The sequence below is a fragment of the Roseomonas alba genome (assembly GCF_019430885.1).
GTDB lineage: Bacteria > Pseudomonadota > Alphaproteobacteria > Acetobacterales > Acetobacteraceae > Neoroseomonas > Neoroseomonas alba.
The window spans coordinates 346,785-372,153 of the sequence record NZ_JAHYBZ010000005.1 but is presented as its reverse complement, the minus strand read 5'-3'; the positions used below and the strand labels follow the sequence as shown (position 1 = coordinate 372,153).

Here is a 25,369-nt window from a genome sequence, read left to right as displayed (position 1 = left end):
GCCGTTCCTCATGCTGCGCCGCCACGGGCGGCGGGGGTGGGGTGTATAGCACCGCTGTGCGGGATGGCGCCCCTGCGACGGATCAAACCGGAGGCGGACCAAGACATGCCGGCAGCAACGCCGGGTCCGGCCCCGGGGTGATCGCCACGGAAGCCCAGGGCAGCGGCGCCAGGACCTGGGCGATGCGAGGGCTGATGACGATGGCACGGATGGTGCCGGCGGCCTCGGCCAGGCCCGCACGGCGGATCAACGCGATCGTGATCCGCGCGCCGCGCGGCGAGGTGAACAACGCCGCCGCGACCCGCCCCGCGCGCAAGGCGTCGCGCGCTGCATCCGGCAGGCTGATCGCCGGCGCCGCGGCATAGACGACCCTGCGCAGCACGCGAAACCCGCGCCCGCGGAGCGCCGCGGCGAGCTCCGCGCCATAGCCGCGCCCGACTGCCAGCAGCAGCGGGCCCGCCTGCGGGTCGAAGCCGGCCGCCGCGGCCGCGGCGAGCGCAGCCGCGTCGCCACCGGCGGCCGCGACCCTGGTGAATCCCCGGGCGCGCGCCTCGGCGGCGGTGCCCTCCCCCACCGCGAGAACCGGCAACGCAGAGGCCGGCAGCGCCCGCGCCGCAGCACGGGAGGGAAGCAACAGGGCCTGGGCGGGCGGCAGGGTCGCTGGCGGGCACGAGCGCAGCAGCAGGGACGGCGCCAGGACCGGCGTCCAGCCGCGTGCCGCGCAGGCCGCGGCGGTCTCGGCCGCACCGGGCTCGGGGCGGGTGATCAGGACGGCCGCGCCGGGCGCCGAAATGGTTAAACGCGGCATGATTCCGATGTGGTTCCTGCGTCTGCGGCGCCTTCGCATCCGCCTCCTGGCGGGCCGATAAGGCGGCAATATCCCAAAAGTTCAATGGGGCGATCGAAACTCGGTTGGAGGGGCTCCGTGCGAAGACCATGGCGCGGCAGTGCGGGGAAGGGCTCCGCCCTCCCCCACCCCTCACCAAAGGCCGAAAGGCCTTTGGAAACCTCGACCTGGTGTTGGGCGGGACCGGCATCTGCCGGCATCAACGCGCGTGTCGTGCCCATCGCGCCATTCATCAGGGCGCCCGATCATCCATGCCCTGCATCAAGGGACAGTTTCCGAAGGCCTTGCGGCCTTTGGCGAGGCGAGGTCCGGAGCGGGGCCGAGCCCCTGTCCATTGCCTTCCGCGCCCTGGTCGCCCCGCGTATCGGGCGATGCCACCCAATGCCGTTGCGAAAGGCCCGGAGCGGCCTCAGAGACCGTTTGGACATGCGCCGATCGGCGCATGTCCATGTCCGGCACCGGCCCGCACCCCCACCCGGCTAACCAACGACAGTATGCTGAATTGGGTGGCCGGGTGGGGGTACGGGCCGGCGCCGGACTTCTCAAACGGTCTCTCAGGCGAAGAGATCCGCCGGGCTGTCCCGCCGCAGCGCATGCCCGAGCTCCGCCCCGATCCGCACCGCGTCCCGTGCGCTGCCTTCCTCGCTGCGTTTCAGCAGGAAGGAGCCGTCGGCCCGCGCCACCAGCCCGGTCAGGCGCAGGCGTCCGTTCGGCAGCAGCCGGGCGTGCCCGCCGATCGGCGTACGGCACGACCCGTCCAACGCGGCCAGCAGCGCGCGCTCGGCGGAGGAGACGGCGCGGGCCTCCGGGTCCTCGATGGCGGCGAGGAGTTCGTGCAGCTCGGTGTCATCCGCCCGCACGGTAACGCCGACGATGCCCTGCCCGGCGGCGGGGACCATGATTTCGGGGTCGATGGCAACGCTGCCCGGCGGGTCGAGTTCCATGCGCCGCAGCCCCGCGAGCGCCAGCAGGGTCGCGGCCGCCTCGCCTTCGGCGAGCTTGCGCAGCCGCGTCTGGACATTGCCGCGGAACGTCGTGACCCGGAGGTCGGGGCGGCGATACAGCAGTTGCGACTGGCGGCGGACGGACGACGTTCCGATCACTGCCCCCTGGGGAAGCGCGGCGAAGGGATCAGCCGGATCGCAAGCCGGCAGGGCGGGGCCCGGCAGCAAGCAGTCCCGCGCATCCTCCCGCGTCAGGGTGCAGGCGAGGACGATGCCCGGCGGCATCTCGGTTTCCAGGTCCTTGAGCGAATGGACCGCGAAGTCCACGCGGCGGTCGAGCAACGCCTCATGGATTTCCTTGGCGAAGAGGCCCTTGCCGCCGATCTCGGCGAGCTTGCGGTCCTGGATCCTGTCGCCAGAGGTGGTGATGGCGTGTTCCTCGAAGGCCTTGGCGTCGCGCAGCACCGGGCAGAAGCGCGTCACACGGTCGAGGAAGTACCGCGTCTGCCAAAGGGCGAGCGGCGAGCCGCGCGTGCCGACGCGCAGCGGCAGGGGGCGGCGATGCTGGGGCACCGCGGCGGCGGGGTGGGCAAGGGCCATGTCGGCGTCATAGAACCCCGCCCATGGGCGCGAAAGATGGGATTGGGCTCCACGGCCCCGTGCTGGGGCTGGAGAGCAGTTGCGACGAGACGGCGGCGGCCGTGCTCGCGCCGGATGGCGCCATCCTGGCCGAGGCGGTGCTGAGCCAGGAGAAGGAGCACGCGGCCTTCGGCGGCGTGGTGCCGGAGATCGCGGCACGGGCGCATCTCGCCGCCCTGCCGGGGCTGGCGGAGACCGTACTGCGGCGCGCAGGCATCAGGGCGGGGGATCTCGGGGCGGTTGCGGCGACGTCCGGCCCTGGGCTGATCGGTGGGCTGATCGTGGGCGCCTGCTTCGGCAAGGGGGTGGCGATCGCGCAGGGCCTGCCCTTCGTCGCGGTGAACCATCTGGAGGCGCATGCCCTGACGGCGCGGCTGCCCGGCCTGCTGCCGGAAGGCGCGCCCGGATTTCCCTATCTGCTGCTGCTGGTCTCGGGCGGGCATTGCCAATGCGTGGCGGTGGAAGGGCTGGGGCATTATCGCCGGCTCGGCACCACGCTGGACGATGCAGTGGGCGAGGCCTTCGACAAGGCCGCCAAGCTGATGGGCCTGCCCTGGCCTGGCGGCCCGCATCTGGAACGGCTGGCCGCGCAGGGCGATGCCCGGCTGGTGCCGCTGCCGAGACCCTTGCTGGGACGGCCGGGCTGCGATTTCTCCTTCAGCGGGTTGAAGACGGCGGTCGCGCGGGCGCTGGCCCAGGGCGGGCGGCGGGAGGATGTGGCGGCGGCCTTCCAGGCCTCGGTCGCCGCGGTGCTGGCGGACCGGGCGAAGCACGCGCTGGCCATGCTGCCCCAGGCGAGTGCGGTGGTCGTGGCGGGGGGCGTCGCGGCGAATGGCGCGGTGCGGGCGGCGCTGGCCGGTGCGGCGGCGGCCGCGGGTGTGCCGATGCTCGCCCCGCCGCTGCGCTACTGCACCGACAATGCGGTGATGGTCGCCTGGGCCGGGATCGAGCGGCTGCGCGCCGGCCTGACCGATCCGCTGGACCACAGCCCGCGGCCGCGCTGGCCGCTCGCGGAACTCGCTGGAGCATGAGCGGGTCCCGTGTTGTGCTGCGTGCGAGCGCCCGAAGCACGGAGAGGCGTTGGCGCATTCGCGCCGACAGGGCGCGTGGCGCATGAACTACCGACACGCCTTCCACGCCGGCAACCATGCGGATTGCCTGAAGCACGCCCTGTTGCTGCTGCTGCTCGACGCGCTGAGGCGCAAGGATGCGCCCTTCGCCGTGCTCGACACCCATGCCGGGCGCGGCATGTATGACCTCTCGGCCGAGGAGGCCGCACGGACCGGCGAGGCCGAGCACGGCGCACTGCGCCTTCAGGGCATGACCCAGGGGCCGCTCGCGCCCTTTGTCGCCGCGTTGACCGCCCAGGGGTTCCCGGCGCGGTATCCGGGCTCACCTGCGCTGATCCGCGCCGCGCTGCGGCCGCAGGACCGGCTCGCCTGCTGCGAGCTGCATGCCGAGGACCACGCCGCGCTCCGCGCCTTCTTCGCCCGCGACCACCAGGTCGCCGTGCATCGCCGGGATGCCTATGAGGCAATCCGCGCCCTGACCCCCTTCCCCGAGCGGCGCGGCCTGGTGCTGATGGACCCGCCCTTCGAGCAGGAGGAGGAGTTCGAACGGCTGGTCGGCGCCATCACGGAAGTGCAGCGCCGCTTCCGCGCCGGCATCATCGCCGCGTGGTATCCGGTGAAGCATCGCACGCCCGTGCGGGACTTCCATGACTCCCTGCGCGCCGTTGGCGTGCGGGACGCGATCGCGGCGGAGCTCTGGCTGCGCGAACCGACCGATCCGCGACGGCTGAACGGCAGCGGGCTGCTGGTGGTCAACGCCCCCTTCGGCTTCATGGAGGCGGCGCGGAGCATACTCGCCGCGTTGCTGGCGGCGCTGGAGACCGAGCCTGGTGCGGGAATCGGCGTGACGCGGGTGACGGATGAATGACCGCGGAGACGGTGGCCGGAGCCTCCGGGCGCCGGCCGCCTTGGTCGGGACGGGTGGCATGGCCCGCATGGGCGCCCCGGAGATGTTTCGAGGGAATGAGATGAGCCTGTTGCCCGCAACCAGGTTGAGGCTTCCACAGGCCTCTCGGCCGATGGGGCCCCATTCACGTTGCACGCAACGAGAATGGGGGCCCGTCGCGGGGTGGTCCGGAGGGGCAAAGCCCCTCCGTGCGCCATGATCGCCGTCTTCGGTGCCGGCGCCTGGGGCACCGCGCTCGCCATCCAGGCGGCGCGAGCCGGGCGGTCCGTGGCTTTGTGGGCCCGCGATCCGGCCTTCGCGGCGGCGCTGACGGCAACGCGGGAGAATGCGCGCTACCTGCCTGGCGTCGCGATCCCCGACGCCGTGCGGGTGACCCCGGATGCTGGGACGGCCCTGGACGGCGCGAAACTGGCGTTGATGGTCGTGCCGGCTCAGGCGCTGACGCGCGTGGTGGCGAGCCTGCCGGATCGCGACGTGCCACTGCTGCTCTGCTGCAAGGGGGTCGAGGCCGCCACGCTGCGCCTGCCGCTCGAGATCGTCGCTGCGTTGCGCCCGGGCCTGCCCGCCGGCGTGCTGTCCGGCCCGAACTTCGCGCATGAGGTCGCGCGCGGCCTGCCCGCCGCGGCAGTCGTCGCGGCGACCGATCCAATGCTGCGCGAGATCGGGCTGGCGCTGCTCTCCTCGCCGACCTTCCGGCTCTATGCCGGGGAGGACCCGATCGGTGCCGAGGTCGGTGGCGCCGCGAAGAACGTAATCGCCATCGCGGCCGGAGCGGTGATCGGCGCCGGGCTGGGCGAGAATGCCCGGGCCGCGCTCGTCACCCGCGGGCTGGCGGAACTCTCGCGCCTCGCGGTGGCGCTGGGCGGGCGGGCGGAGACGGCGGCGGGGCTGACCGGCCTCGGCGACCTGATGCTGACCTGCGCGGGGCCGGGCAGCCGGAACATGTCGCTCGGCCTGGCGCTGGGGCGCGGGGAGACGTTGGCCGACATCCTCGCCGGCCGCGCGGGCGTCACCGAGGGCGTGGCGACCGCCCCGGCCCTGGTCGCGCGGGCCGGTCAGGTGGGCGTGGAACTGCCGATCTGCGAGGCGGTGGCCGACCTGCTGGCGGAACGGATCACCCTGCCGGAAGCGATGGCGCGGCTGCTCGCACGGCCACAGCGGACCGAATAGGCGTCAGGCCGACCGCGGCAAGGCCGAATCATGGAGATTGCGCACCGCCGCCACGTAGCCGGACTGGGTACCGGAGATCAGCGCCTCGTTCAGTTGCCGTAACAGCCGCTCAAGGTCGACGGTGCGGCACAGTTCGAGGGTTCCGAGCCCGGCGCGGTGCGTCGCGCGGTAGGACCCGTCCCCCAGACGCTCGATCTCGATCGTGCTTGATCCCCCGGCGACAGGGCGCAGGGTGATGATGACGTCCTCGGGCGGGTCATTCGGCAATGCAGTCATGGGCGACGTGGCCTTTCGATCACCTCGGACACGGCGCCGCTTGTGATGGCGCCGTCCGTTCGGAATCCGGAGCGCCGGCACGGAGCAGGCCGGGCCACCGATTCGTTTCACTGTCATCTAATCCGCATCGCGGGCCGGAAGCCAGCGACCAGCGGTAGCGGAGGCCCATGCGCCGATTCGCGGTGCTGATGAAGAAAGTGCTGGGGGATGAGGGGCGCGCGCGAAGTGGGTCGAAGGATTTCTCCAACCAGGTGATGCACGGTTCCAGTTTTCGGCTCGCGCGGGGCCGCGTCAGCCGTGGGATTGGACCGCTCTTCCTCCTGGACTGCGGAAGCGGGATGGGCTTTGCCCCTCCCGAACCCTCCCCACCAAAGGCCACAGGGCCTTTGGAAACCTTGACTGACCGTTGGGCGGGACGGTTCGGCCCCAGCGCGTCAGGGCGTCCTGGGCGTCCGACATTGGATGTCGCTTCGATCCGCTGCATCCGGCGCCAAGTGACGGTTTCCAAAGGCCTTGCGGCCTTTGACGGGGTGAGGTCCGGAGAGGGGCGGCGCCCCTCTCCAGTCCGCAGTGCCAGGTATGCCCGCGCATCACGTGAGACGACGGCTACTCCGCCGTGAGCGCCGCCCCCGCCGCGATCGGCGCCAGCGGCAGCGCCAGCGACACGCCGGCCGCCAGCAGCATCAGGAAGGGCGACGGGGACAGGCCGGCCGCGGCGGCCTCGATCGCCGCGGCGCCGAAGATCACAGCGGGGATCGCGAGCGGCAGCACCAGCAGCGGCAACAGAACCGACCCGCGGCGCGCGCCGAGGGTCAGCGCCGCCCCCACCGTGCCGAGCAGCGACAGCAGCGCGGTCGCCAGCGCCAGCGCGGCGAGTGCTGCGCCCCAGGCCTCGACCGGCAGATTCAGCAAAGCCGCCGCGACCGGCGTCGCCGCCAGCAGCGGCAGGCCGGTGGTGATCCAGTGGCTGAGCGCCTTGGCCGTCGCGATGGCGGAACGCGACAGGCCCGACAGCAACAGCTGGTCGAGCGTCCCGTCCTCCGCATCCGCGCCGAACAGGCGGTCGAGCGGCAATAGCGCGGCCAGCAGCGCGGCGGCGAAGAGCGCGCCGGGGGCGAGGCGCGCGAGGGTCTCCGGCGCCGGCCCGACGCCGAAGGGGAACAGGGCGGCGACCAGCACGAAGAACAGCACCGCAGCCAGCGTATCGGCCGGGTGGCGCAGGGCGAGGCGGATCTCGCGGCCCAGCAGGGCGAGGAAGGCCGTCACAGCCGCAGTTCCTGCACATCCGGCAGGGGCAGCGGCAGATGCGTGGCCGCGACCACGATCCCGCCGGCGGCACGATGCGCGGCCAGCAGCGGCCCGAGCCGGGCCACCGAGGCCGCGTCGAGCCCGGTGCTCGGTTCGTCCAGCAGCCACAGCGCGGCGGGGGCAAGGGCGAGGCGCGCCAGCGCCAGCCGCCGCTTCTGCCCCGAAGACAGCACCCGCGCCGGCAAGTCGGCAAGCGGGGCGAGCGCCACGGCTTCCAGCGCCGGCTCCACCTCGCCGCCCCACAGCGCGGCGAAGAGTTCCAGGTTCTCGGCCACCGTCAGGGCCGGCTTCAGCGCGTCCTGGTGGGAGAGGTAGCGTAGCCGCATCGCATGCGCGGACGGGTCGGCGGCGATGTCCCCACCGCGCCACAGAACTGCGCCTTCGGCAGGGCGAAGAAGTCCACTGAGAATGCGAAGCATTGTCGACTTGCCGGCACCATTCGCGCCGGTCAGCAAAAGAGCCGCGCCCGCCGGCAAGGCAAAGGACCGCCCGGCGAAGACAACACGCTCGCCCCGGAGGCAGGAAAGCTCCCGCGCCTCAAGCACAACATCGCCCGAAACCGCCAATCCCGCCCCCAATCCATGGACCGTTCCCGGCCGTCATGCTTTAACCCGCCCGTTTGTGCGGCCGCGTTGGCGGCCCCGGAGCGAGGAAGGGCACCCCAAATGCGGATGATCGGGCAGGACAGCCTGAAGACCCGCCGCACCCTAGCGGTGGACGGCAAGACCTATCACTACTTCAGCCTGCCCGAAGCGGCCAAGAGCATCGGCGACATCTCGCGCCTGCCCTACAGCCTCAAGGTGCTGCTCGAAAACGTGCTGCGCTTCGAGGACGGGCGCTCCTACACCGTCGACGACGCGAAGAAGATCGCGGAGTGGGTGAAGGAAGGGCGTTCGACCAAGGAAGTGCCGTTCCGTCCGGCGCGCATCCTGCTGCAGGACTTCACGGGCGTGCCCGCGGTGGTCGACCTGGCCGCCATGCGCGACGCGCTGCTGAAGCTCGGCGGCGACCCGCGCAAGGTAAACCCGCTGGTGCCGGTCGATCTCGTCATCGACCACTCGGTGATGGTGGACGTCTCCGGCACGGCGTCGGCGCTGCAGAAGAACGTCGACATCGAGTTCGAGCGCAATGGCGAGCGCTACGAGTTCCTCCGCTGGGGCCAGGAAGCCTTCAACAACTTCCGCGTCGTGCCGCCCGGCACCGGCATCTGCCACCAGGTGAACCTGGAATACCTGGCGCAGGTGGTCTGGACCTCGACCGATACCGGCGACACCTTCGCCTTCCCGGATTCCTGCTACGGCACGGACAGCCACACGACGATGGTCAACGGCCTCGGCGTGCTGGGCTGGGGCGTCGGCGGCATCGAGGCCGAGGCGGCGATGCTCGGCCAGCCGATCGCCATGCTCATCCCCGACGTGATCGGCTTCAAGCTGACCGGCGCGCTGAAGGAAGGCATGACCGCCACCGACCTGGTGCTGACGGTCACGCAGATGCTCCGGAAGAAGGGCGTGGTCGGCAAGTTCGTCGAGTTCTTCGGCCCGGGCCTCGACAGCCTGCCGCTCGCCGACCGTGCGACGATCGGCAACATGGCGCCGGAATACGGCGCGACCTGCGGCTTCTTCCCGGTGGATGAGGTCACGCTCGAATATCTGCGCCTGTCCGGCCGTGACGAGCACCGCATCAACCTCGCGCGCGACTACCTCAAGGCGCAGGGCATGTTCCATGAGAAGGGCATGCCGGACCCGGTGTTCACCGACACGCTGGAACTCGACCTGTCGACCGTCGAGCCCTCCATGGCCGGGCCGAAGCGTCCGCAGGACCGCGTCGCGCTGAACAACGTCGCGACCGCCTTCGGCAAGGATCTCGCGGCCGGCACCATGGGCGTGCCGGGCGACAAGGCCGAGTTGCGCGTGCCGGTGGCGGGCGCCAATTACGACCTCGGCCATGGTGACGTCGTGATCGCGGCGATCACCTCCTGCACCAACACCTCCAACCCCTATGTGCTCGTGGCCGCCGGCCTCGTCGCCAAGAAGGCGGTGGAGAAGGGGCTGACGGCGAAGCCGTGGGTGAAGACCTCGCTCGCCCCGGGGTCCCAGGTGGTGACCGAGTACCTGAACAAGTCGGGGCTCACGACCTATCTCGACGCGCTGGGCTTCCAGACCGTCGGCTATGGCTGCACCACCTGCATCGGCAATTCCGGCCCGCTCGCCGACCCGATCGTGGATGCGGTCGAGGGCAACAAGCTGGTCGTGACCTCGGTGCTGTCGGGCAACCGCAACTTCGAAGGCCGCGTGCACGCCAATGTGCGGGCGAACTACCTCGCCTCCCCGCCGCTGGTGGTCGCCTATGCGCTCGCCGGCACGGTGAAGAAGGATCTGACGAAGGAGCCGATCGGCACCGGCAAGGACGGCCAGCCGGTCTTCCTGAAGGACATCTGGCCGACGCAGAAGGAAGTCTCCGACACGGTGCATGCCGTCGTGACGCGCGAGATGTTCCAGGAGCGCTACGGCGACGTGTTCAAGGGCCCGGCGCAGTGGCAGGCAATCCGCGTCGACGCGGACAGCGACACCTATCGCTGGAACTCGGGGTCCACCTACGTCCAGAACCCGCCCTACTTCGAGGGCATGACGATGGACCCGGCCGCGGTGTCCTCGATCAAGGGCGCGCGCATCCTGGCCGAGCTCGCCGACTCGATCACGACCGACCACATCTCCCCGGCCGGTTCGATCAAGAAGGCCTCGCCGGCGGGTGAATACCTGCTCGAGCACCAGGTCCGCCAGGCCGACTTCAACAGCTACGGCGCGCGCCGCGGCAACCACCAGGTCATGATGCGCGGCACCTTCGCCAACATCCGCATCAAGAACGAGATGGTGCCCGGCGTCGAAGGCGGCATCTCGAAGCACTATCCCTCGGGCACCGTGGCGCCGATCTACGACGTCGCCATGATGTACAAGAAGGAGGGCGTGCCCCTGGTCGTCATCGGCGGCAAGGAATACGGCACGGGCTCCTCGCGCGACTGGGCGGCGAAGGGAACCTTCCTGCTCGGCGTGAAGGCGGTGATCGCCGAGAGCTTCGAGCGCATCCACCGGTCGAACCTGGTCGGCATGGGCGTGCTGCCGCTGGTCTTCAAGGACGGCGAGACCCGCCAGACCCTTGGTCTGACCGGCGATGAGACCATCGACATCATGGGCGTGGAGAACCTGTCGCCGCGCATGATGATGGACGTGGTCATCACCCGCGCCGACGGGTCGCAGGTGAAGACGCAGGTGCTGTGCCGCGTCGATACGGCCGACGAGGTCGAGTACTACAAGAATGGCGGCATCCTGCACTACGTGCTGCGCGGGATGGCCAAGGCGGCGTAAGCGCCGCATCGCCGGATGGACAAAAGGGCGCGGTTCCGCAAGGGACCGCGCCCTTTCTTCGTCAGGGACCGGGCGCGGGCCGGTGCCGGTCACGGAAACGCGCAGCATGGCGCGGTTCCAAACGGACCTTCAGTCTGAGGGCAGGCAAATGCGGATGCCAACGGTCCCGCTTGGGGGCCGCCGGGATCACTCCGCCCCGACGCGCACCACGGTCAGCCGCCGCAGCCGGCCGTCCTGCACCGGCCAGTCGATCGACTGCCCCGCCTTCAGCCCGATCAGCCCGGCGCCGACCAGAGACAGGATGGAGATGCGGCCCTGACCGATATCGGCCTCCGACGGCATCACGACCTGCACCCGGCGCGTGATGCCGCTCGCCCCGTCCGTGAAGACGACGTGCGAGCCGAGGGCGACGACATCGGCCGGCAGCCGCGCCGCGGGCACGAGGTTCGCCCGGTCGGCTTCCTCCATCAGCAGGCGGGCGGCCTCGGGATTGCGGCGGGCACCGCCCATCGCAAGGCCGACCAGGATGCCGTGATCGGCTTCGGACAGCAGGATGGATGGGCGTCGCGCGGCGCGCTTGATACTGGCTTCGGGCATAGGATGATCCCTGGGTGTCGCGGTCAGAGGGTGCGGCGGCCCCGGCGGTCGCAGCGCAGCGCGCGCGGCCACCGGGGTCAGCCGCCCGCGATCAGGCACCCCGCATGGAAAAGCCGGCGTCGAAGCGTGGCTGTGAAGATCATGCCCGCAGGATCGCCCCGCGCCGCGCCGCGATCAAGGCCAGCCTCAGCGCGGCGCGGGCAACCGGCCTGCGGCCAGAGCGGCGACGGCGCACATCCCTGCCATGCCCCAAAATATGCTGGCCCCAAAGGCAGCGTATCCCTGCCCCGCCACCAGCGTTCCAACCATCATGACCGCCCCGATCCCGGCCGCGAGCAGAGTCTGCGCCGTCCCGGCCACCGCATGGGGGATCGCCGCCTGCATCACCCGCATGGTGGCAAGGTGCATGGCACCGAAGGTCAGCGCGTGCAGCGCCTGGGCCAGGATCAGCGCCGGCAGCGCAACGGTCGTGGCGGTGATCCCCCAGCGCAGAACCCCGGCCGCGGCGGCGACCAGCGCCAGGCCGCGCGGGCCCAGCCGGTCGACGGCACCACGGCCCCAGGCGAAGAGCGCGACCTCCGCCACCACGGACCAGGACCAGAGCAGCCCGATCGTCGTGCTGGGGACTCCCGCCCTTTCCCAATGGATCGACCCGAAGGCGTAATAGGCCGCGTGGCTGCCCTGGATCAGCGCGGCGACCAGCAGGCTTCGCCGGAAAGCGGGCAGGGCGAGGACGCCACGGAACGCCCCGCCGCCACGTCGTGGCGGGATGCCCGTCGCCGGCACGGCCAGCGCCGCGATCGCCGACACCGCCATGCTGCCGGCGAGCAGCCAGGCGATGCTGCCCGCTCCGGCATGTCCGGCCAGCCAGCCGGCCGCTCCGGCCGCCACGATGAAGGCGGCCGAGCCCAGCGCCCGCACCCGGCCATAGTCCCAGCCATCTTCCCGTGCCGCGCGCAGCGCCATGGCGTCGCCGAGCGGTACGACCGAGGCGTATCCCATCGCCATCAGCAGATTCGCGGCGAGCAGGCCGGGCAGGTCCTGCGCCAGCCCATAGAGGCAGGCCGCGAGGGCTGCGATCAGCGAACCGCCGGCCATCACCGCCTTCGGACGACCCAACGCATCGGCCAGCCGCCCACCGAGCGGACCCGCCACCAGCCGCACCCCGGCGCCGGTGGCGAGCACGCTGCCGACCTCGCTGGCCGACAGCCCCGCGGCCGTCATCAGTGGAGGAATGAAGGGCATCATCACGCCCACCGCGGCGAATTGCGCGATGAACAGACAGGCGAAACGCGGGGCGGAGGATGTCACGGATCAGCCATGCCGGAGCGCCTCGCCATGGACAAGTGCCGCTCAGCGTGCCACGGAAGCCCGCCCCCCACTTTCGGAATGCTGGCGCGCCATGTTCGAACCCCGGGTCCGTGCCGTCCTCGGCCCCACAAATACCGGCAAGACGCATCTCGCGATCGAGCGGCTGCTTGCCCATGCGTCCGGGATCATCGGCTTCCCGCTGCGCCTGCTGGCGCGCGAGAACTACGACCGCATGGTCGCGCTCAAGGGTGAGAAGCAGGTCGCGCTGATCACCGGTGAGGAAAAGATCGTCCCGCCCGAGGCGAAGTGGTTCGCCTGCACGGTCGAGGCGATGCCGCTGGACCGCCCGGTCGAATTCCTCGCGGTGGACGAGATCCAGCTCTGCGCCGATCCGGATCGCGGGCATGTCTTCACCGACCGGCTGTTGCATGCACGCGGCATGGTCGAGACGATGTTCCTCGGCGCCGAGACCATCGCACCGCTGCTGCGCCGCCTGGTGCCGAAGGCCGAGATCGAGACCCGCCCGCGCCTGTCGCAACTCACCTATGCCGGCCCGGCGAAGCTGACGCGGCTGCCGGCGCGTTCGGCGATCGTCGTCTTCAGCGCGAACGAGGTCTATGCCATAGCGGAGGCGGTGCGCCGCCGCCGCGGCGGTTGCGCTGTGGTAATGGGCCGGCTGTCGCCGCGCACGCGCAACGCCCAGGTCGCGCTGTATCAGAATCGCGAAGTGGATTTCCTGGTCGCGACGGATGCGATCGGCATGGGTCTCAATATGGATGTGGACCATGTCGCCTTCGCCGCGCTGTCGAAGTTCGATGGCCAGCAGCCGCGGCCGCTGACGGCGCAGGAAGTGGCGCAGATCGCCGGCCGCGCGGGCCGCGGCATGAAGGACGGGTCCTTCGGCACCACCGCCGAATGCCCGGCCATGCCCGAGGAGATCGTCGAGGCGGTGGAAACCCATGCCTTCGAACCGATCGCGCAGATCGCCTGGCGCAATTCGGATCTCGACTTCACCTCCATCGACGCGCTGCTGTCCAGCCTGGCGGCGCCGGCGCCACAGCCGGGCCTGGCCAAGGGCAATGACGCGGTCGACCACATCACGCTCGAGGCGCTGTCGCGCAATGTGGAGGTGCGGGACCTGGCCGATACGGCGTCCCGCGTGCGGCTGCTGTGGGAAGCCTGCCAGGTGCCGGATTTCCGCAAGCTCGCCGATGACAGCCATGTCGCGCTCTGCGCCAAGCTGTTCACGCATCTGGCGCGCGACGGGAAGCTGCCGCGCGATTGGGTGGCGTCGTCCCTCGCCGTGCTGGAACGCACGGATGGCGACCTCGACACGCTGATGGCGCGGATCACCGCGATCCGTGTCTGGGCCTATATCGCCGCACGGTCGGATTGGCTGGACGATGCAGCGTCCCTGCAGGCCGATGCGCGCCGCGCGGAGGACATGGTCTCGGACGCGCTGCATGAGGCGCTGACCGCGCGCTTCGTCGATCGCCGCGCCGCGCATCTCATCCGCAAGATGGATGAGAGCGAGGAAGAGCTGCTGTCGGCCGTCACCCGCCGGGGCGAGGTGGTGGTCGAGGGCCATCCGGTCGGCCATGTGAAGGGCTTCGCCTTCGAACCCGATTCCAGCGCGGTCGACGAAGAAGAACGCCGCGTCGTGCTGCGGGCCGCGCGTCGCGCGCTTGGGGCCGAGATCCCGCGCCGCGTCGCGATGCTGGAGACGGCGAAGGACGAGGCCTTCGCCATCACGCCGTCGCACAAGATCACCTGGGCCTATTCCCACGCGCCGAACATGCCGGTGGGACTCGGGGACATCGCCGAGGTGGCGAAGCTGAAGCCCGGCCCCGAGCCGTCCAAGCCGCAGGTCGAGGTGCTGCCGAGCGAATACCTCGACGGCGCGCAGCGCGAGCGCATCCGGGAACGGTTGGCCAATTGGCTCGAGGCGCACATCAAGCGCGAACTCGGCGCCGTCTTCGCCGCCGAGGCCAAGGCCGCCGAGGACAACACCCTGCGCGGCCCGGCCTTCCGGCTGCGTGAGGAACTTGGCCTCGCCATGGGCCGCACGGACCCGGATATCCGCCCGGATCTGCGCCAGAAGCTGAAGGGCATTGGCATCCGCGCCGGGCGCTACGCGCTGTTCGTGCCGGAGGCGATGAAGCCCAAGGCGATGGCGCTGCGGGCGCAGCTCTGGTCACTGCTGCGCGGGATCGAGACGCCGAAGCTGCCCGGCGGGGGCCTCATCGCCGTCGCCGCGCCGGAGGATTGGCCGCGCGGCTTCGCCGAGACCATGGGCTGGCTGCCCGCCGGCCCGGTGCTGCTGCGCCTGGACGTCGCGGAACGCATCGCGGGCGAGATCGGCCATCTGACGCGCCGCGCGCCGGCGCTGCTGCCGGGCGATCTCGCCAGCCGGCTCGGCATCAAGGGCGAGAATCTCGGCCCGGTGCTGGACGCCATGGGCTTCCGCCTGATGCCGGCCGAGACGCTGGAAGACGGTGCCTTCGGCCCGCCGGCGCCCGCGCGCATCGCGCATGCACGGCCCGCCCGGCCGGACCACCAGCACCATCGCGGCCCGCGCCGCGACGACCAGCGCGGCCCGAAGCGCGAGGACCAGCAGCGCGGTCCCCGGCGCGACGATCGTCGCGGCCCCCGGCCCGACGGCCAGCCCGCCGCGGAGGCCGCGCCGGCCGAAGGGGCGGAGGCGCCGCGTCCGCCGCGCCAGGACCAGCGTCCCCCGCGGCAGGACCAGCGCCCGCCGCGCAACGACCAGCCGCGCAACGACCAGCCGCGCCACGGCAAGTCGCCCCATGGCGACCGCCCGCGCCGCCCGCGCGAGGAACGCGTGAACCTGCCGCCCATGCCGCGCCCGGACAGCCCCTTCGCGGTCCTGGCCAACCTTCTCAAGAAGGACTGAGGTGGCGGAGCCGGGCGCAGAGGCACAACGCCTCGACGCCTGGCTCTGGTGCGCGCGCCTGCGCAAGACGCGCGCCGATTGCGCCCGGATGATCGAGGCCGGCGCCGTGCGCATCAACCGCCAGCCGACCGACAAGGCCCATGCGCGCGTGCGGCCGGGCGACGTGCTGACCATTGCCCAGGGTAGCGGAGAACATGGGCGGATCGCCGTCTGGCGGGTGCTGGCTCTCGCCGCGAGGCGGGGACCGGTGGCTGAGGCGCGGGCGCTCTACGAGGAGCTGTCGGGCGAGTGACCGGACCGAGGGAGGTTTTGCCCCTCTCCGCGCAACGCCCCGTACCGGGGCGCCATGACCGCTGGTCTGGTATGGGCCCGGCTTGTCATGCTTAATTCTTGATGTCCTAATGGCCTGACATTTATCGAAGCTCGGCGGGCCTTTGCGCGTTAACCGCCGGCCGCCACAGGGGACATCCGCATGAAGCTGCCCGGTCAGGATCGCTACGCGCCGAGCGCGATCGTCTCCCGCCCCGACTATGCCTGGCCGAATGGCAGCAAGCTCGCGGTGCTGATCTTCACGAACATCGAACATCACGCCTTCCGCACCGGGCTCGGCAGCGACAGTGCCGTTCCCGGATCGCCGCAGACCCAGCGCAACTACGCCTGGCGCGATTACGGCAACAGGGTGGGAATTTGGAACATCCTCTCGACCCTGGATGCGCTGGGCCTGCCGGCGGCGCACAACTGCAACTCCACCGCGCTCGACCTGATGCCGGAGATCGGGCGCGCGCTGGTCGCGCGGGGCGATGAGTTCATCGGCCATGGCCGCACCAACGCCGAACGCCAGGACGGTTTGTGGGAGGAGGATGAGCGTCGGCTGATCCGGGAATCCCGGGACGGCATCGCAGCCCATGCCGGGACGGCGCCACGCGGCTGGCTCGGGCCGTGGCTGGCGCAGGGGCCGGCGACGCTCGACCTGCTGAAGGAGGAAGGCTTCGACTACGTCATGGATTGGCCGGCGGACGACCAGCCCTTCTGGATGTCCACGCGGGCAGGCCCGATTCTGTCCATCCCCTACAGCATCGAGCTGAACGACAGCCCGGCCATGGTCTTCCGCCAGCACAGCGGCCGCCAATTCGCCGACATGGTGGTGGACCAGTTCGACGAGATGCTGGAGCAATCCCGCGAGCGGCCGCTGGTGTTCAGCCTGGTGCTGCACACCTTCGTGGTGGGGCAACCCTTCCGGCTGCGGCCGTTGCGTGCGGCGCTGAACCATATTCTGGGGCATCGCGACCAGTTGTGGATCACCAAGCCGGCCGAGCTTGCGACGCATGTCCGGTCGCTGCCGCGCGGGATCGTGCCTGGATCCGAGTTGCTGCCGCCCGGCTGAGCCGCTGCGCGCCGATGAGCATCCTTGACGGGCGGCTAGCTGCTGCTGAATATGTCAGGACATTAGGAGCAATTCGGATGAGCGGCCATCCGTTCTCCGGTCTGGGAGAGGGTCATGGCCCGGCAGCGAGCGTCTGACGCGCGGGGTGACGCCGCATGAAGCCGGCGGCGTTCCGATACCACGCACCGCGGACGGAGGAGGAGGCGCTGGCCATCCTCGCGGCCGTCGCGCCGGAGGACGGCCGGATCCTTGCCGGCGGACAGAGCCTGATGCCCACCATGGCCTTCCGCATGGCACGTCCGGCGCATCTGGTGGACATCAACGGGGTCGCGGCGTTCGGACTGCTCGCGGCCGAGGGCGGCGTGCTGCGCATCGGACCCTGCGTGCGGCATGCGATGCTGGGTGCGCCGCTCGTGGGCGGGCCGCTCGGGGCGTTGCTCGGCACGGTGCGGCGGCATATCGCGCATCTGCCGATCCGCACGCGCGGCACCTTCTGCGGCAGCCTGGCGCATGCGGATCCGGCCTCGGAATGGTGCCTGGTGTCGGCGACGCTGGGCGCGGAGATGGTGCTGCGCAGCGTCGGCGGGACCCGCCGGGTCGCCGCGGCCGAGTTCTTCCAGGGCATCATGACCACGGCCCTGGCGGCCGACGAGATGCTGGTCGAAGCCCGGCTGCCACTGCTAGCCGAGGGCACGCGCAGCGGATTCTACGAATTCAGCCGCCGGCCCGGCGATTTCGCCCAGGCCATGGCGATCGCGACCTTCACGCTGGACGGTGGCGTGATGAGCGCGCCGCGCCTCGGGCTCGGCGGCGTCGAGGACCGGCCCTGCCGCCTGCCGGCCGCCGAGGCGATGCTGGACGGCCAGCCGCCCTCGGCGGCGCTGTTCGCGGCGGTGGCCGCAGCGGCACTGCCCGGCCTCGTGCCGATGACCGACGATCCGCATCGCCTGCGCCTCGCCGAAACCGCCATCATCCGCGCCCTGTCCCGCGCGGCAGGACTTCCGGAATGACGCATGAGCTGCACGACATCACCCTGGTCGTGAATGGCCGCAGCCATCCGATCCGCGTCGAGGCGCGGCGCACCCTGGCCGATGCCATTCGCGAGGAATGCGGCCTGACCGGCACGCATCTCGGTTGCGAGCACGGCGTCTGCGGTGCCTGCACCGTGCTGCTGGACGACCAGCCGGTGCGGGCCTGCCTGATGTTCGCCGTGCAGGCCGATGGCCGAGCGATCCGCACCGTCGAGGGCCTGGCCCATGGCGATACGCTGAGCCCGCTGCAGAAGGCCTTCATCGAGCAGCACGCGCTGCAATGCGGCTACTGCACGCCCGGATTCCTCATGCTGGGCACAGCGATCCTCGAACAGAATCCGGATATCGGCGATGAGGAGCTGATCGAGATCCTGTCCTCCAACCTCTGCCGCTGCACGGGATATGCCAACATCCTGCGCGCGGTGCGGGCGGCCGCGGCGGCGATGCGGGAAGAGGGCGTGGCGTGATGGACGGCACGACCCACGGCCCCGATGATGCGCGGATGGCGGCAGGGCCGGGTGAGGCCGTTGGCCGCGCCGTGACGCGGCTCGAGGACCCGCCGCTGGTGCGCGGGCGCGGCCTGTTCGCGGCGGATGTCAATTTTCCCCGCCAGATCCACATGCGCGTCGTGCGGGCCGAACTGGCGCATGGTCTGCTCCGGTCGGTGGATGCGACGGCGGCACGCGCGCTGCCGGGTGTGGTCGCGGTGTGGACGTCGGCGGATGTCGCTGAGATTCCGTCCATTCCGTTCCGGGCAACCAAGGTGCAGGGGCTCGAACCCTATTGCCAGCCGGTGCTGGCGCGCGACCGGGTGCGCTATGTCGGCGAGCCGATCGCGGCGGTCTTCGCCGAGGACGCCTATCTAGCCGAGGATGCCGCCGACCTGGTGGCCGTCGACATCGAGCCGCTGCCCGCCGTGTTGGATGCTGCGGCGCCGCCGGCGGAGTTCGCGCCCGGCCTGCACACCGAACCCACCATCGTCCGCAAGGGCTTCGGCGATGTGGATGCCGCTTTTGCTATGGCGCATGCGGTGATCGAGCTCGATCTGTCCGTCGGCCGGCATTCCGGTGTGCCCTTAGAAACGCGCGGCGCCATCGCGCGCTACGATGCCGCGCGCGATCTCCTGGAACTTCATGGTGCCGCCAAGAAGCAGCACTGGAATCGCGACGAAATCGCCCGGCTGCTTGGCCGACCACCGAGCAGCGTGCATCTCTTCGAGGGCCATGTCGGCGGCGGCTTTGGCGTGCGCGGGGAACTCTACCCTGAAGACCTGCTGGCCTGCGCCGCTGCGCTGCGGCTGGACCGCCCGGTGAAGTGGATCGAGGACCGGCGGGAGAATTTCCTCGCGACCAACCATTCGCGGCAGCAGCGGCATCGCATCCGCGCGGCCGTGGATGCCGAGGGCAGGCTGCTCGCGATCGACGACGTCTTCTTCCATGACCAGGGCGCCTATGTGCGCACGCATGGGGCGCGCGTGGTGGATCTCGCGGCGGGGATGTTGCCCGGGCCGTACCGACTGCCGGCCTATCGCGTCGCGGGGCATTTCCGGCTGACCAACAAGACGCCGGCGGCCACCTATCGCGCGCCCGGGCGGTACGAGACCACCTTCGTGCGTGAGCGGCTGATGGATGCCATCGCCACGCGGTTGGCGATCGACCCGATCGAGCTGCGGCGGCGGAACCTCGTCGCGACGGCGGAGATGCCCTATCCGCGGCCGCTCGATGTGTTGGGCTCCGACGTCGTGCTCGACTCCGGCGACTATGCGAAGTTGCTCGACCAGGCGCTGGACCGGTTCGGCTGGAAAGCGTTGCGCGAGAGCATCGCCGCACGGCGCGCGTCCGGCGAATGCGTCGGCGCGGGCCTCGCCTTCTTTGTCGAGAAGAGCGGACTTGGCCCCTCGGACGGCGTGCGGATCACGGTGGATCACACCGGCACGGTGGAACTGGTCAGCGGCGCGGCCTCGGTCGGTCAAGGCGTGGACACGGTGCTGGCGCAGATCTGCGCCGAGGCCTTGGGCGTCGGCTACAGCGGCATTCGCGTCGTGCGCGGACGCACCGACCGTATCGAGTTCGGCAATGGTGCGCATGCCTCGCGCGTGACGGTCATGTCCGGTTCTGCAACCTGGCAGGCGGCGCAGGCGGTGCGCGCCATGGCGCTGGAGACAGCGGCACCGCTGCTGCAATTGTCGCCGGAGGTGCTGACCATCCGCGATGGCATCGTCCAGCGGAAGGATGGTGCGACCGAGCCGAGCATGACCCTCGCGGAGATCGCGCGGCAGATGGGGCCGAACTCCCCGGCGATGCGCGGCCGCACGCCTGGATTGACGGCGGAGAAGTGGTTCTGGAGCGACCACATGACCTATCCCTATGGCGTGCATTGCGCGTTGGTGTGCATCGATCGCGGCACCGGCGCGGTAAAGGTCGAGCGGTATCTCGTTGCCAACGACATCGGTCGCGCGATCAATCCCATGTTGGTGGAAGGCCAGATCGCCGGCGGCTTCGCGCAGGGCCTCGGCGGTGCGCTGTATGAGGAGTTCCGCTACGACGAGACCGGCCAGCCGCTGTCCACCACCTTCGCCGACTACCTGATCCCGACGGCGACGGAGATGCCCGCGCTGGACGTGCTGATCGCCGAGGATGCGCCGAGCCCACTAAACCCGCTCGGCATCAAGGGCGCGGGCGAGGGCGGGACGAATGCGGTCGGGGCGGCGATCGCGGCGGCGGTGGACGATGCGCTCGGGCAGCCCGGCGCGGTCACGACGCTGCCGATCCTGCCGGGGACGGTGATGCGCCTGCTGGACAGGGCGGCGCCATGAAGCCGGCCGGCTTCGCCTATCACGATCCGCAGACCGTCGCGGAGGCGGTGGCGCTGCTGGGACGACTGGAGAATGCGCGGCTGCTCGCCGGCGGACAGTCGCTGATGCCGATGCTCGCCATGCGAGTCGCCTTCCCGGATCACCTGATCGACCTCAATCGCGTCGAGGGGCTGGACGGCATCACCGTGGAGCAGGGCGTGCTGCGGATCGGCGCCATGACGCGCCAGCGCAGCATCGAGAGGAGCGCCGCGATCCGTGAAGCCTGCCCCTTGATGACCGAGGCGCTGACCCATGTCGGGCACCTCCAGACCCGCAATCGCGGCACCATCGGCGGGTCGTTGTGCCATCTGGATCCTTCGGCGGAATTGGTCACGGTGGCCGCCGCGCTGGATGCCACGATCGAGGTTGCCGGACCCGAGGGCCAGCGCGATGTCGCCATCGCCGACTTCCCGCTGGGCTTCATGACGCCGGCACTGGCGCCGGAGGAGATGGTCGTCGCCATCCGCATCCCGCTCTGGCCACGCGAACACGGCTACAGCTTCATGGAATTCGCACGTCGGCATGGGGATTACGCCATCGTCTCGGCGGCCGCACTGCTGGTGCTGGATTCGGCGGGGCGCATTGCCCGGGCGTCGGTGACACTCGGCGGTGTGGGTGCGGCCCCGCTGCGCGTGACGACGGCTGAGACGGCGCTTGTCGGGGAAGCGCCGACACCTGCCCTGTTTCGTGCTGCCGCCGCCTGCTGCGAGGGTATTGAGGCGATGGAGGACCCTCAGGCGCCGGCCTGGTATCGTCAGCGCCTGGCCGCCGTGCTGACCCGCCGTGCCCTGGAACGCGCCTGGGCACGCGCGACCGGAGAGGCGGCATGAGTGAGACACGTCGCATCACCCTGATCGTTAACGGCGAACATCGCGAAGCCGAGACGCCCGTCCGGCAGCATCTGGCGGATTTCCTGCGGGGTACGCTGGGCCTCACTGGCACGCATGTGGGCTGCGAGCATGGCGTCTGCGGGGCCTGCACGGTGCTGGTGGATGGACATGCGGTGCGCGCCTGCCTGATGCTGGCAGTGCAGGCTGCGGGACATGAGGTGACGACGGTGGAGGGGCTGTCGCTCGCCGATGGCACCCTGCATCCGTTGCAGCAGGCCTTCTGCGACCATCACGGGCTGCAATGCGGCTTCTGTACGCCGGGCATGCTGACCACCCTGGTCGAGTTCCTCGCCGAGCATCCCGCGCCGAGCGAGGAAGAGGTGCGGCTCGCCATCTCCGGCAACATCTGTCGCTGCACGGGGTATGACAGCATTGTCGCGGCCGCACTGGCCGCGGCGCGGGCCCTGCGCGGAGACGCCGCATGAACGCCGGACGGCTGGTCGGCCGTGACGTCGCGCGCGTCGAGGATGCCGCGCTGATCCGCGGCCGTGGCCGCTTCGTGGACGACATCGCACCGGCTGGGCTGGTGCATGTGGCCTTCCTGCGCTCGCCGCACGCCCATGCTCGGATCCTGCGCATCGATGTCGCGGTCGCGCGGGCGCTGCCTGGCGTGCATGCGGTGTTGCTGCTCGACGATCTGCGGCCGCATCTGACCGATACGCGCCTGGTTGTCGCACTGCCGAGTCCGTCCTATCGCCTCGATCTCCATCGCCCGGTCCTCGCCGAGACCGAAGTGGTCCACGTCGGCGAAGCACTGGCGGTCGTCATCGCCGAAAGCCGCTACCTGGCCGAGGATGCGCTCGCGCTCATCGAGGTGGAGTACGAGCCGCTGCCTGCCGTCGCCGATTGCGACAATGCGTTGGCGCCGGATGCCCCGCCGGCCCATAGCTGGGCGTCCTCAAATCTCGCGGCCGAAATGACAGTCGCCTATGGCGATGTGGAGGCCGTCTTCGCCGCGACGCCGCATCGCTTCGCCGAGACGCTGCACATCCATCGCGGCGGCAGCCATTCGATGGAATGCCGCGGTGTGGTCGCGCTGCACGATGTAGTCGAGGACCGTCTGACGGTCTGGAGTTCGACCCAGACGCCGCATACGGCCAAGCGCCTGATCTGCGACCTGCTCGGAATGGATGAGACGCGGCTGCGTGTCGTGACGCCGGATCTCGGCGGCGGCTTCGGGCCCAAGCTGATCTTCTATCCGGAGGAGGTGGTCGTCGCCCTCGCGGCGCGTCTACTTGGACGGCCGGTGAAGTGGATTGAGGACCGGCAGGAGCATTTCGTCTCCACCACCCAGGAACGCGACCAGACTTGGCGGGTGGAACTGGCGACGGATGCCGAGGGGCACATCCTCGGCGTGCGGGGCGACCTGGTGCACGACCACGGCGCCTGGACGGCGCGTGGGGTGAACGTGCCGCAGGGGGCCGTCGCGGCGATGCCGCTCGCCTATGTTGTACCAGCCTTCCGCATGACGATCCGCGCGGCGGTGACGAACAAGGTGCCGGTCACGCCGGTACGCGGCGCGGGCCAGCCGCAGGGCGTCTTCGCGATGGAACGACTGTTGGATCGCGCGGCGCGCGAGCTGGGTCTCGACCGCGCCGAGATCCGCCGGCGCAACCTCGTGTCGGCGGAGCACATGCCCTATGCGACGCCGCTGAAGACGCGCGGTGGCATTCCAGTCACGCTCGACAGCGGCGACTATCCGCGCTGTCAGCAGATGGCGCTGGATGAGATCGGCTGGGCCGGCTTCGCGGAGCGGCAGCGCGTTGCGCTCGCCGAGGGGCGGTACATCGGCATCGGTGTCGCGAACTATGTCGAGGGCACGGGGCGCGGGCCTTTCGAGCATGTCTCGGTGCGCGTGGAACCGTCCGGGCGCATCATGGTCGCAACGGGCGCGGCCGCCATGGGCCAGAGCACGCGGACCATGCTGGCGCAGATCGTCGCCGAGCAGCTCGGTGCCAACATGGCGAACGTCGAGGTCATCACCGGCGACACGGCCGCCGCCCCCATCGGCATTGGCGGGTCCAACAGTCGTCAGGCGGTGCTGGCCGGCAGCTCCGCCCATGTCGCCGCACTGAAAGTGCGTGAGAAGGTTCTCGCCATCGCCGGCGAGATGCTGGAGGTCGCCATGGGCGACCTCGAGATCGAGGACAAGGTGGTGCGCGTGAAGGGTGCGCCGGGGCATTCGGTCACGCTGGCGTCCATCGCACGCGCGGCGGCCGGCCAGCCCGGCTTCGTGATCCCGGGCGGCCGCGGTCCGGGCCTCGCGGCCAGCGAGGAGGTAGTGATCGACGCCATGGCCTATGCCAACGGCACGGCCGCCGCCGAGGTGGAGGTGGATATCGAGACCGGCGCCGTGACCATCACGCGCCTGGTCTTTTCCCATGACTGCGGGCGGGCGCTGCACCCGCGCATCGTGGATGGGCAGCTCATGGGCGGGATCGCGCATGGCATCGGCAATGCGCTGTATGAGCACATGCGCTTCGACGACCAGGCGCAGCCGATCTCGACGACGCTAGCCGACTACCTGCTGGTGACGGCGACGGAGATGCCGCCGGTGCGCATCCTGCACATGCACAGCCCGACGCCGCTGAACCCGCTCGGCATCAAGGGCGTGGGCGAGGCCGGGGTGATCCCCATCCCCGCCGCCATCGCCGCGGCGGTCGAGGACGCACTGTCGCCTTTCGATGCGCATGTCTGCCGGGTGCCGCTGTCGCCGGTGGATGTGATCGCCATGATCGACCCTGTTCCGGAGGGCTCCGCATGAGCCGCGTCACACTCGGCCTGTCCTGCGTCGCCTATGACCGCACGCGCGCGCTGTTCGATGGGCGCGTGTCGATCGCGGGCTGCGATCTCTACCCCGTCGCGATGTCGCCGGAGGAGGCCTTCCATCGCGCCTTCCGGCACCAGGAATTCGACGTCAGCGAATTGTCCATGTCGAGCTACATGGTGCAGGTCGCGAAGGGAGACTGCCCCTATGTTGGTATCCCCGTCTTCCTGTCGCGCCTGTTCCGCCACTCTTCCATCTACATCCGTACGGATCGCGGGATCACGCGGCCGGAGGATCTGTGCGGGAAGGTCGTCGGCGTGCCGGAGTACCAGATGACCGTGGCGCTGTGGATGCGCGGCATCCTGGCGGATGAATACGGGGTGAAGCCGGCAGATATGCGCTGGCGCACCGGCGGGCTGGAGGAAGCCGGGCGTGGCAGCTTCGTCTCTTTCCCTCTGCCGCCGGATGTCGAGTTGCAGCCGATCCCGGCGGATCAGACCTTGTCGGCGCAGCTTGCCGACGGGCGGATCGACGCGCTGCTGTCCGCGCGCGCGCCATCCTGCTTCGGCACGGTGCCGGAAGTGGCGCGCCTGTTCCCCGATTACCGCGCGGCCGAGGAAGCCTATTTCAGGGCGACGCGCATCTTCCCGATCATGCACCTGGTCGGCATCCGGCGCTCGCTCGTCGAACGCTTTCCCTGGCTGCCGGTGAATGTCTTCCTCGCCTTCGAGGAAGCGAAGCGCCTGTGCATGATCGATCTCGCGAAGATCGGCCATCTCTACACGACGCTGCCCTGGGCGGTGGATGAGCTGGCCCGCACGCGCGCGTTGATGGGCGAGGATTTCTGGCCCTATGGCGCCGACGCCAACGGCCATGTGCTGGAACGCATGACGCATTATGCGGCGGAACAGGGGCTGACCGCGCGCCGGCTGGAAGTGTCCGAGCTCTTCCCCGCCTCGGTGCTGGCGCTGGCAAAGGTCTGACGCGATATCGGTCCCGCGTACGCTCGATGGCGGGCGAGCGGGTTCCGAGCTCGCTCGCCGTGCCGCCGACGAGGCCCGCCGCGACACGGCTTAACCTCTATATCGAACGCCTGCC

At 70.4% G+C, this 25,369-nt stretch carries 21 protein-coding genes; 14 read left to right on the top strand and 7 right to left on the bottom strand.

The window, feature by feature from the left end:
- Window positions 1-82 precede the first annotated feature (82 nt).
- Window positions 83-808, bottom strand: coding sequence for a uroporphyrinogen-III synthase (locus tag KPL78_RS16335; protein WP_219764037.1), 726 nt, complete (start codon window positions 806-808; stop codon window positions 83-85).
- A 593-nt stretch (window positions 809-1,401) separates the two neighbouring features.
- The gene (gene hemC / locus KPL78_RS16330) at window positions 1,402-2,391 is read right to left on the bottom strand and encodes a hydroxymethylbilane synthase (RefSeq protein ID WP_219764036.1); all 990 of its coding nucleotides are present in this window, start codon (window positions 2,389-2,391) and stop codon (window positions 1,402-1,404) included.
- Window positions 2,392-2,414: 23 nt separating this feature from the next.
- Between hemC and tsaD the strand changes: the two genes are divergently transcribed.
- The 3 genes from tsaD (at window position 2,415) to KPL78_RS16315 (ending at window position 5,577) form a co-directional block, all read left to right on the top strand.
- Window positions 2,415-3,461: a tRNA (adenosine(37)-N6)-threonylcarbamoyltransferase complex transferase subunit TsaD gene (tsaD, locus tag KPL78_RS16325; RefSeq protein WP_219764035.1), complete on the top strand. Its 1,047-nt coding sequence runs from the start codon at window positions 2,415-2,417 to the stop codon at window positions 3,459-3,461.
- Window positions 3,462-3,543: 82 nt separating this feature from the next.
- Window positions 3,544-4,368: a 23S rRNA (adenine(2030)-N(6))-methyltransferase RlmJ gene (locus tag KPL78_RS16320; RefSeq protein ID WP_219764034.1), complete on the top strand. Its 825-nt coding sequence runs from the start codon at window positions 3,544-3,546 to the stop codon at window positions 4,366-4,368.
- A 234-nt stretch (window positions 4,369-4,602) separates the two neighbouring features.
- Window positions 4,603-5,577: an NAD(P)H-dependent glycerol-3-phosphate dehydrogenase gene (locus tag KPL78_RS16315; RefSeq protein WP_219764033.1), complete on the top strand. Its 975-nt coding sequence runs from the start codon at window positions 4,603-4,605 to the stop codon at window positions 5,575-5,577.
- A 3-nt stretch (window positions 5,578-5,580) separates the two neighbouring features.
- Here KPL78_RS16315 and KPL78_RS16310 read toward each other — a convergent pair whose 3' ends face one another.
- The 3 genes from KPL78_RS16310 to ccmA form a co-directional block, all read right to left on the bottom strand.
- Window positions 5,581-5,853 (bottom strand): hypothetical protein, encoded by a 273-nt coding sequence (locus tag KPL78_RS16310; RefSeq protein WP_219764032.1) that lies wholly within the window; start codon window positions 5,851-5,853, stop codon window positions 5,581-5,583.
- Window positions 5,854-6,459: 606 nt separating this feature from the next.
- Window positions 6,460-7,119: a heme exporter protein CcmB gene (gene ccmB / locus KPL78_RS16305; RefSeq protein ID WP_219764031.1), complete on the bottom strand. Its 660-nt coding sequence runs from the start codon at window positions 7,117-7,119 to the stop codon at window positions 6,460-6,462.
- Window positions 7,116-7,706, bottom strand: a complete 591-nt coding sequence (ccmA, locus tag KPL78_RS16300; protein WP_219764154.1) for a heme ABC exporter ATP-binding protein CcmA — start codon at window positions 7,704-7,706, stop codon at window positions 7,116-7,118. The genes ccmB and ccmA overlap by 4 nt, the downstream gene beginning before the upstream one ends.
- Window positions 7,707-7,826: 120 nt before the next feature.
- Here ccmA and acnA point away from each other — a divergent pair, with 120 nt between their 5' ends.
- Window positions 7,827-10,523 (top strand): aconitate hydratase AcnA, encoded by a 2,697-nt coding sequence (gene acnA / locus KPL78_RS16295; RefSeq protein ID WP_219764030.1) that lies wholly within the window; start codon window positions 7,827-7,829, stop codon window positions 10,521-10,523.
- Between the two features lie 186 nt (window positions 10,524-10,709).
- On the opposite strand, the gene rnk is transcribed toward acnA, so the two are convergent.
- Together rnk and KPL78_RS16285 are read right to left on the bottom strand one after the other, a co-directional pair.
- Window positions 10,710-11,120, bottom strand: coding sequence for a nucleoside diphosphate kinase regulator (gene rnk / locus KPL78_RS16290; protein WP_219764029.1), 411 nt, complete (start codon window positions 11,118-11,120; stop codon window positions 10,710-10,712).
- A 186-nt stretch (window positions 11,121-11,306) separates the two neighbouring features.
- Window positions 11,307-12,431, bottom strand: coding sequence for an MFS transporter (locus KPL78_RS16285; RefSeq protein ID WP_219764028.1), 1,125 nt, complete (start codon window positions 12,429-12,431; stop codon window positions 11,307-11,309).
- Between the two features lie 91 nt (window positions 12,432-12,522).
- Between KPL78_RS16285 and KPL78_RS16280 the strand changes: the two genes are divergently transcribed.
- The 10 genes from KPL78_RS16280 to KPL78_RS16235 all read left to right on the top strand — a co-directional run bounded on the left by KPL78_RS16280 (window position 12,523) and on the right by KPL78_RS16235 (window position 25,254).
- On the top strand, window positions 12,523-15,345 hold the full coding sequence (locus KPL78_RS16280; RefSeq protein WP_219764027.1) for a helicase-related protein: 2,823 nt from the start codon (window positions 12,523-12,525) through the stop codon (window positions 15,343-15,345).
- 1 nt (window position 15,346) lies between these two features.
- Window positions 15,347-15,637 carry an RNA-binding S4 domain-containing protein gene (locus KPL78_RS16275; protein ID WP_219764026.1) on the top strand — a complete coding sequence of 97 codons (291 nt, stop codon included), beginning with the start codon at window positions 15,347-15,349 and terminating at the stop codon, window positions 15,635-15,637.
- Window positions 15,638-15,817: 180 nt separating this feature from the next.
- A complete protein-coding gene (locus tag KPL78_RS16270) occupies window positions 15,818-16,729 on the top strand; it encodes a polysaccharide deacetylase family protein (protein ID WP_219764025.1) in 912 nt (303 codons plus the stop codon).
- A gap of 155 nt (window positions 16,730-16,884) precedes the next feature.
- A complete protein-coding gene (locus KPL78_RS16265) occupies window positions 16,885-17,739 on the top strand; it encodes an FAD binding domain-containing protein (protein ID WP_219764024.1) in 855 nt (284 codons plus the stop codon).
- Window positions 17,736-18,227 carry a (2Fe-2S)-binding protein gene (locus KPL78_RS16260; RefSeq protein ID WP_219764023.1) on the top strand — a complete coding sequence of 164 codons (492 nt, stop codon included), beginning with the start codon at window positions 17,736-17,738 and terminating at the stop codon, window positions 18,225-18,227. The genes KPL78_RS16265 and KPL78_RS16260 overlap by 4 nt, the downstream gene beginning before the upstream one ends.
- The gene (locus tag KPL78_RS16255) at window positions 18,227-20,575 is read left to right on the top strand and encodes a xanthine dehydrogenase family protein molybdopterin-binding subunit (RefSeq protein ID WP_219764022.1); all 2,349 of its coding nucleotides are present in this window, start codon (window positions 18,227-18,229) and stop codon (window positions 20,573-20,575) included. The genes KPL78_RS16260 and KPL78_RS16255 overlap by 1 nt, the downstream gene beginning before the upstream one ends.
- The gene (locus KPL78_RS16250; protein WP_219764021.1) at window positions 20,572-21,444 is read left to right on the top strand and encodes an FAD binding domain-containing protein; all 873 of its coding nucleotides are present in this window, start codon (window positions 20,572-20,574) and stop codon (window positions 21,442-21,444) included. Before KPL78_RS16255 ends, KPL78_RS16250 begins: the two co-directional genes overlap by 4 nt.
- Window positions 21,441-21,929 carry a (2Fe-2S)-binding protein gene (locus KPL78_RS16245; RefSeq protein WP_219764020.1) on the top strand — a complete coding sequence of 163 codons (489 nt, stop codon included), beginning with the start codon at window positions 21,441-21,443 and terminating at the stop codon, window positions 21,927-21,929. The genes KPL78_RS16250 and KPL78_RS16245 overlap by 4 nt, the downstream gene beginning before the upstream one ends.
- Window positions 21,926-24,268: a xanthine dehydrogenase family protein molybdopterin-binding subunit gene (locus tag KPL78_RS16240; protein WP_219764019.1), complete on the top strand. Its 2,343-nt coding sequence runs from the start codon at window positions 21,926-21,928 to the stop codon at window positions 24,266-24,268. The genes KPL78_RS16245 and KPL78_RS16240 overlap by 4 nt, the downstream gene beginning before the upstream one ends.
- The gene (locus KPL78_RS16235) at window positions 24,265-25,254 is read left to right on the top strand and encodes a substrate-binding domain-containing protein (RefSeq protein WP_219764018.1); all 990 of its coding nucleotides are present in this window, start codon (window positions 24,265-24,267) and stop codon (window positions 25,252-25,254) included. Before KPL78_RS16240 ends, KPL78_RS16235 begins: the two co-directional genes overlap by 4 nt.
- Window positions 25,255-25,369: the final 115 nt, after the last annotated feature.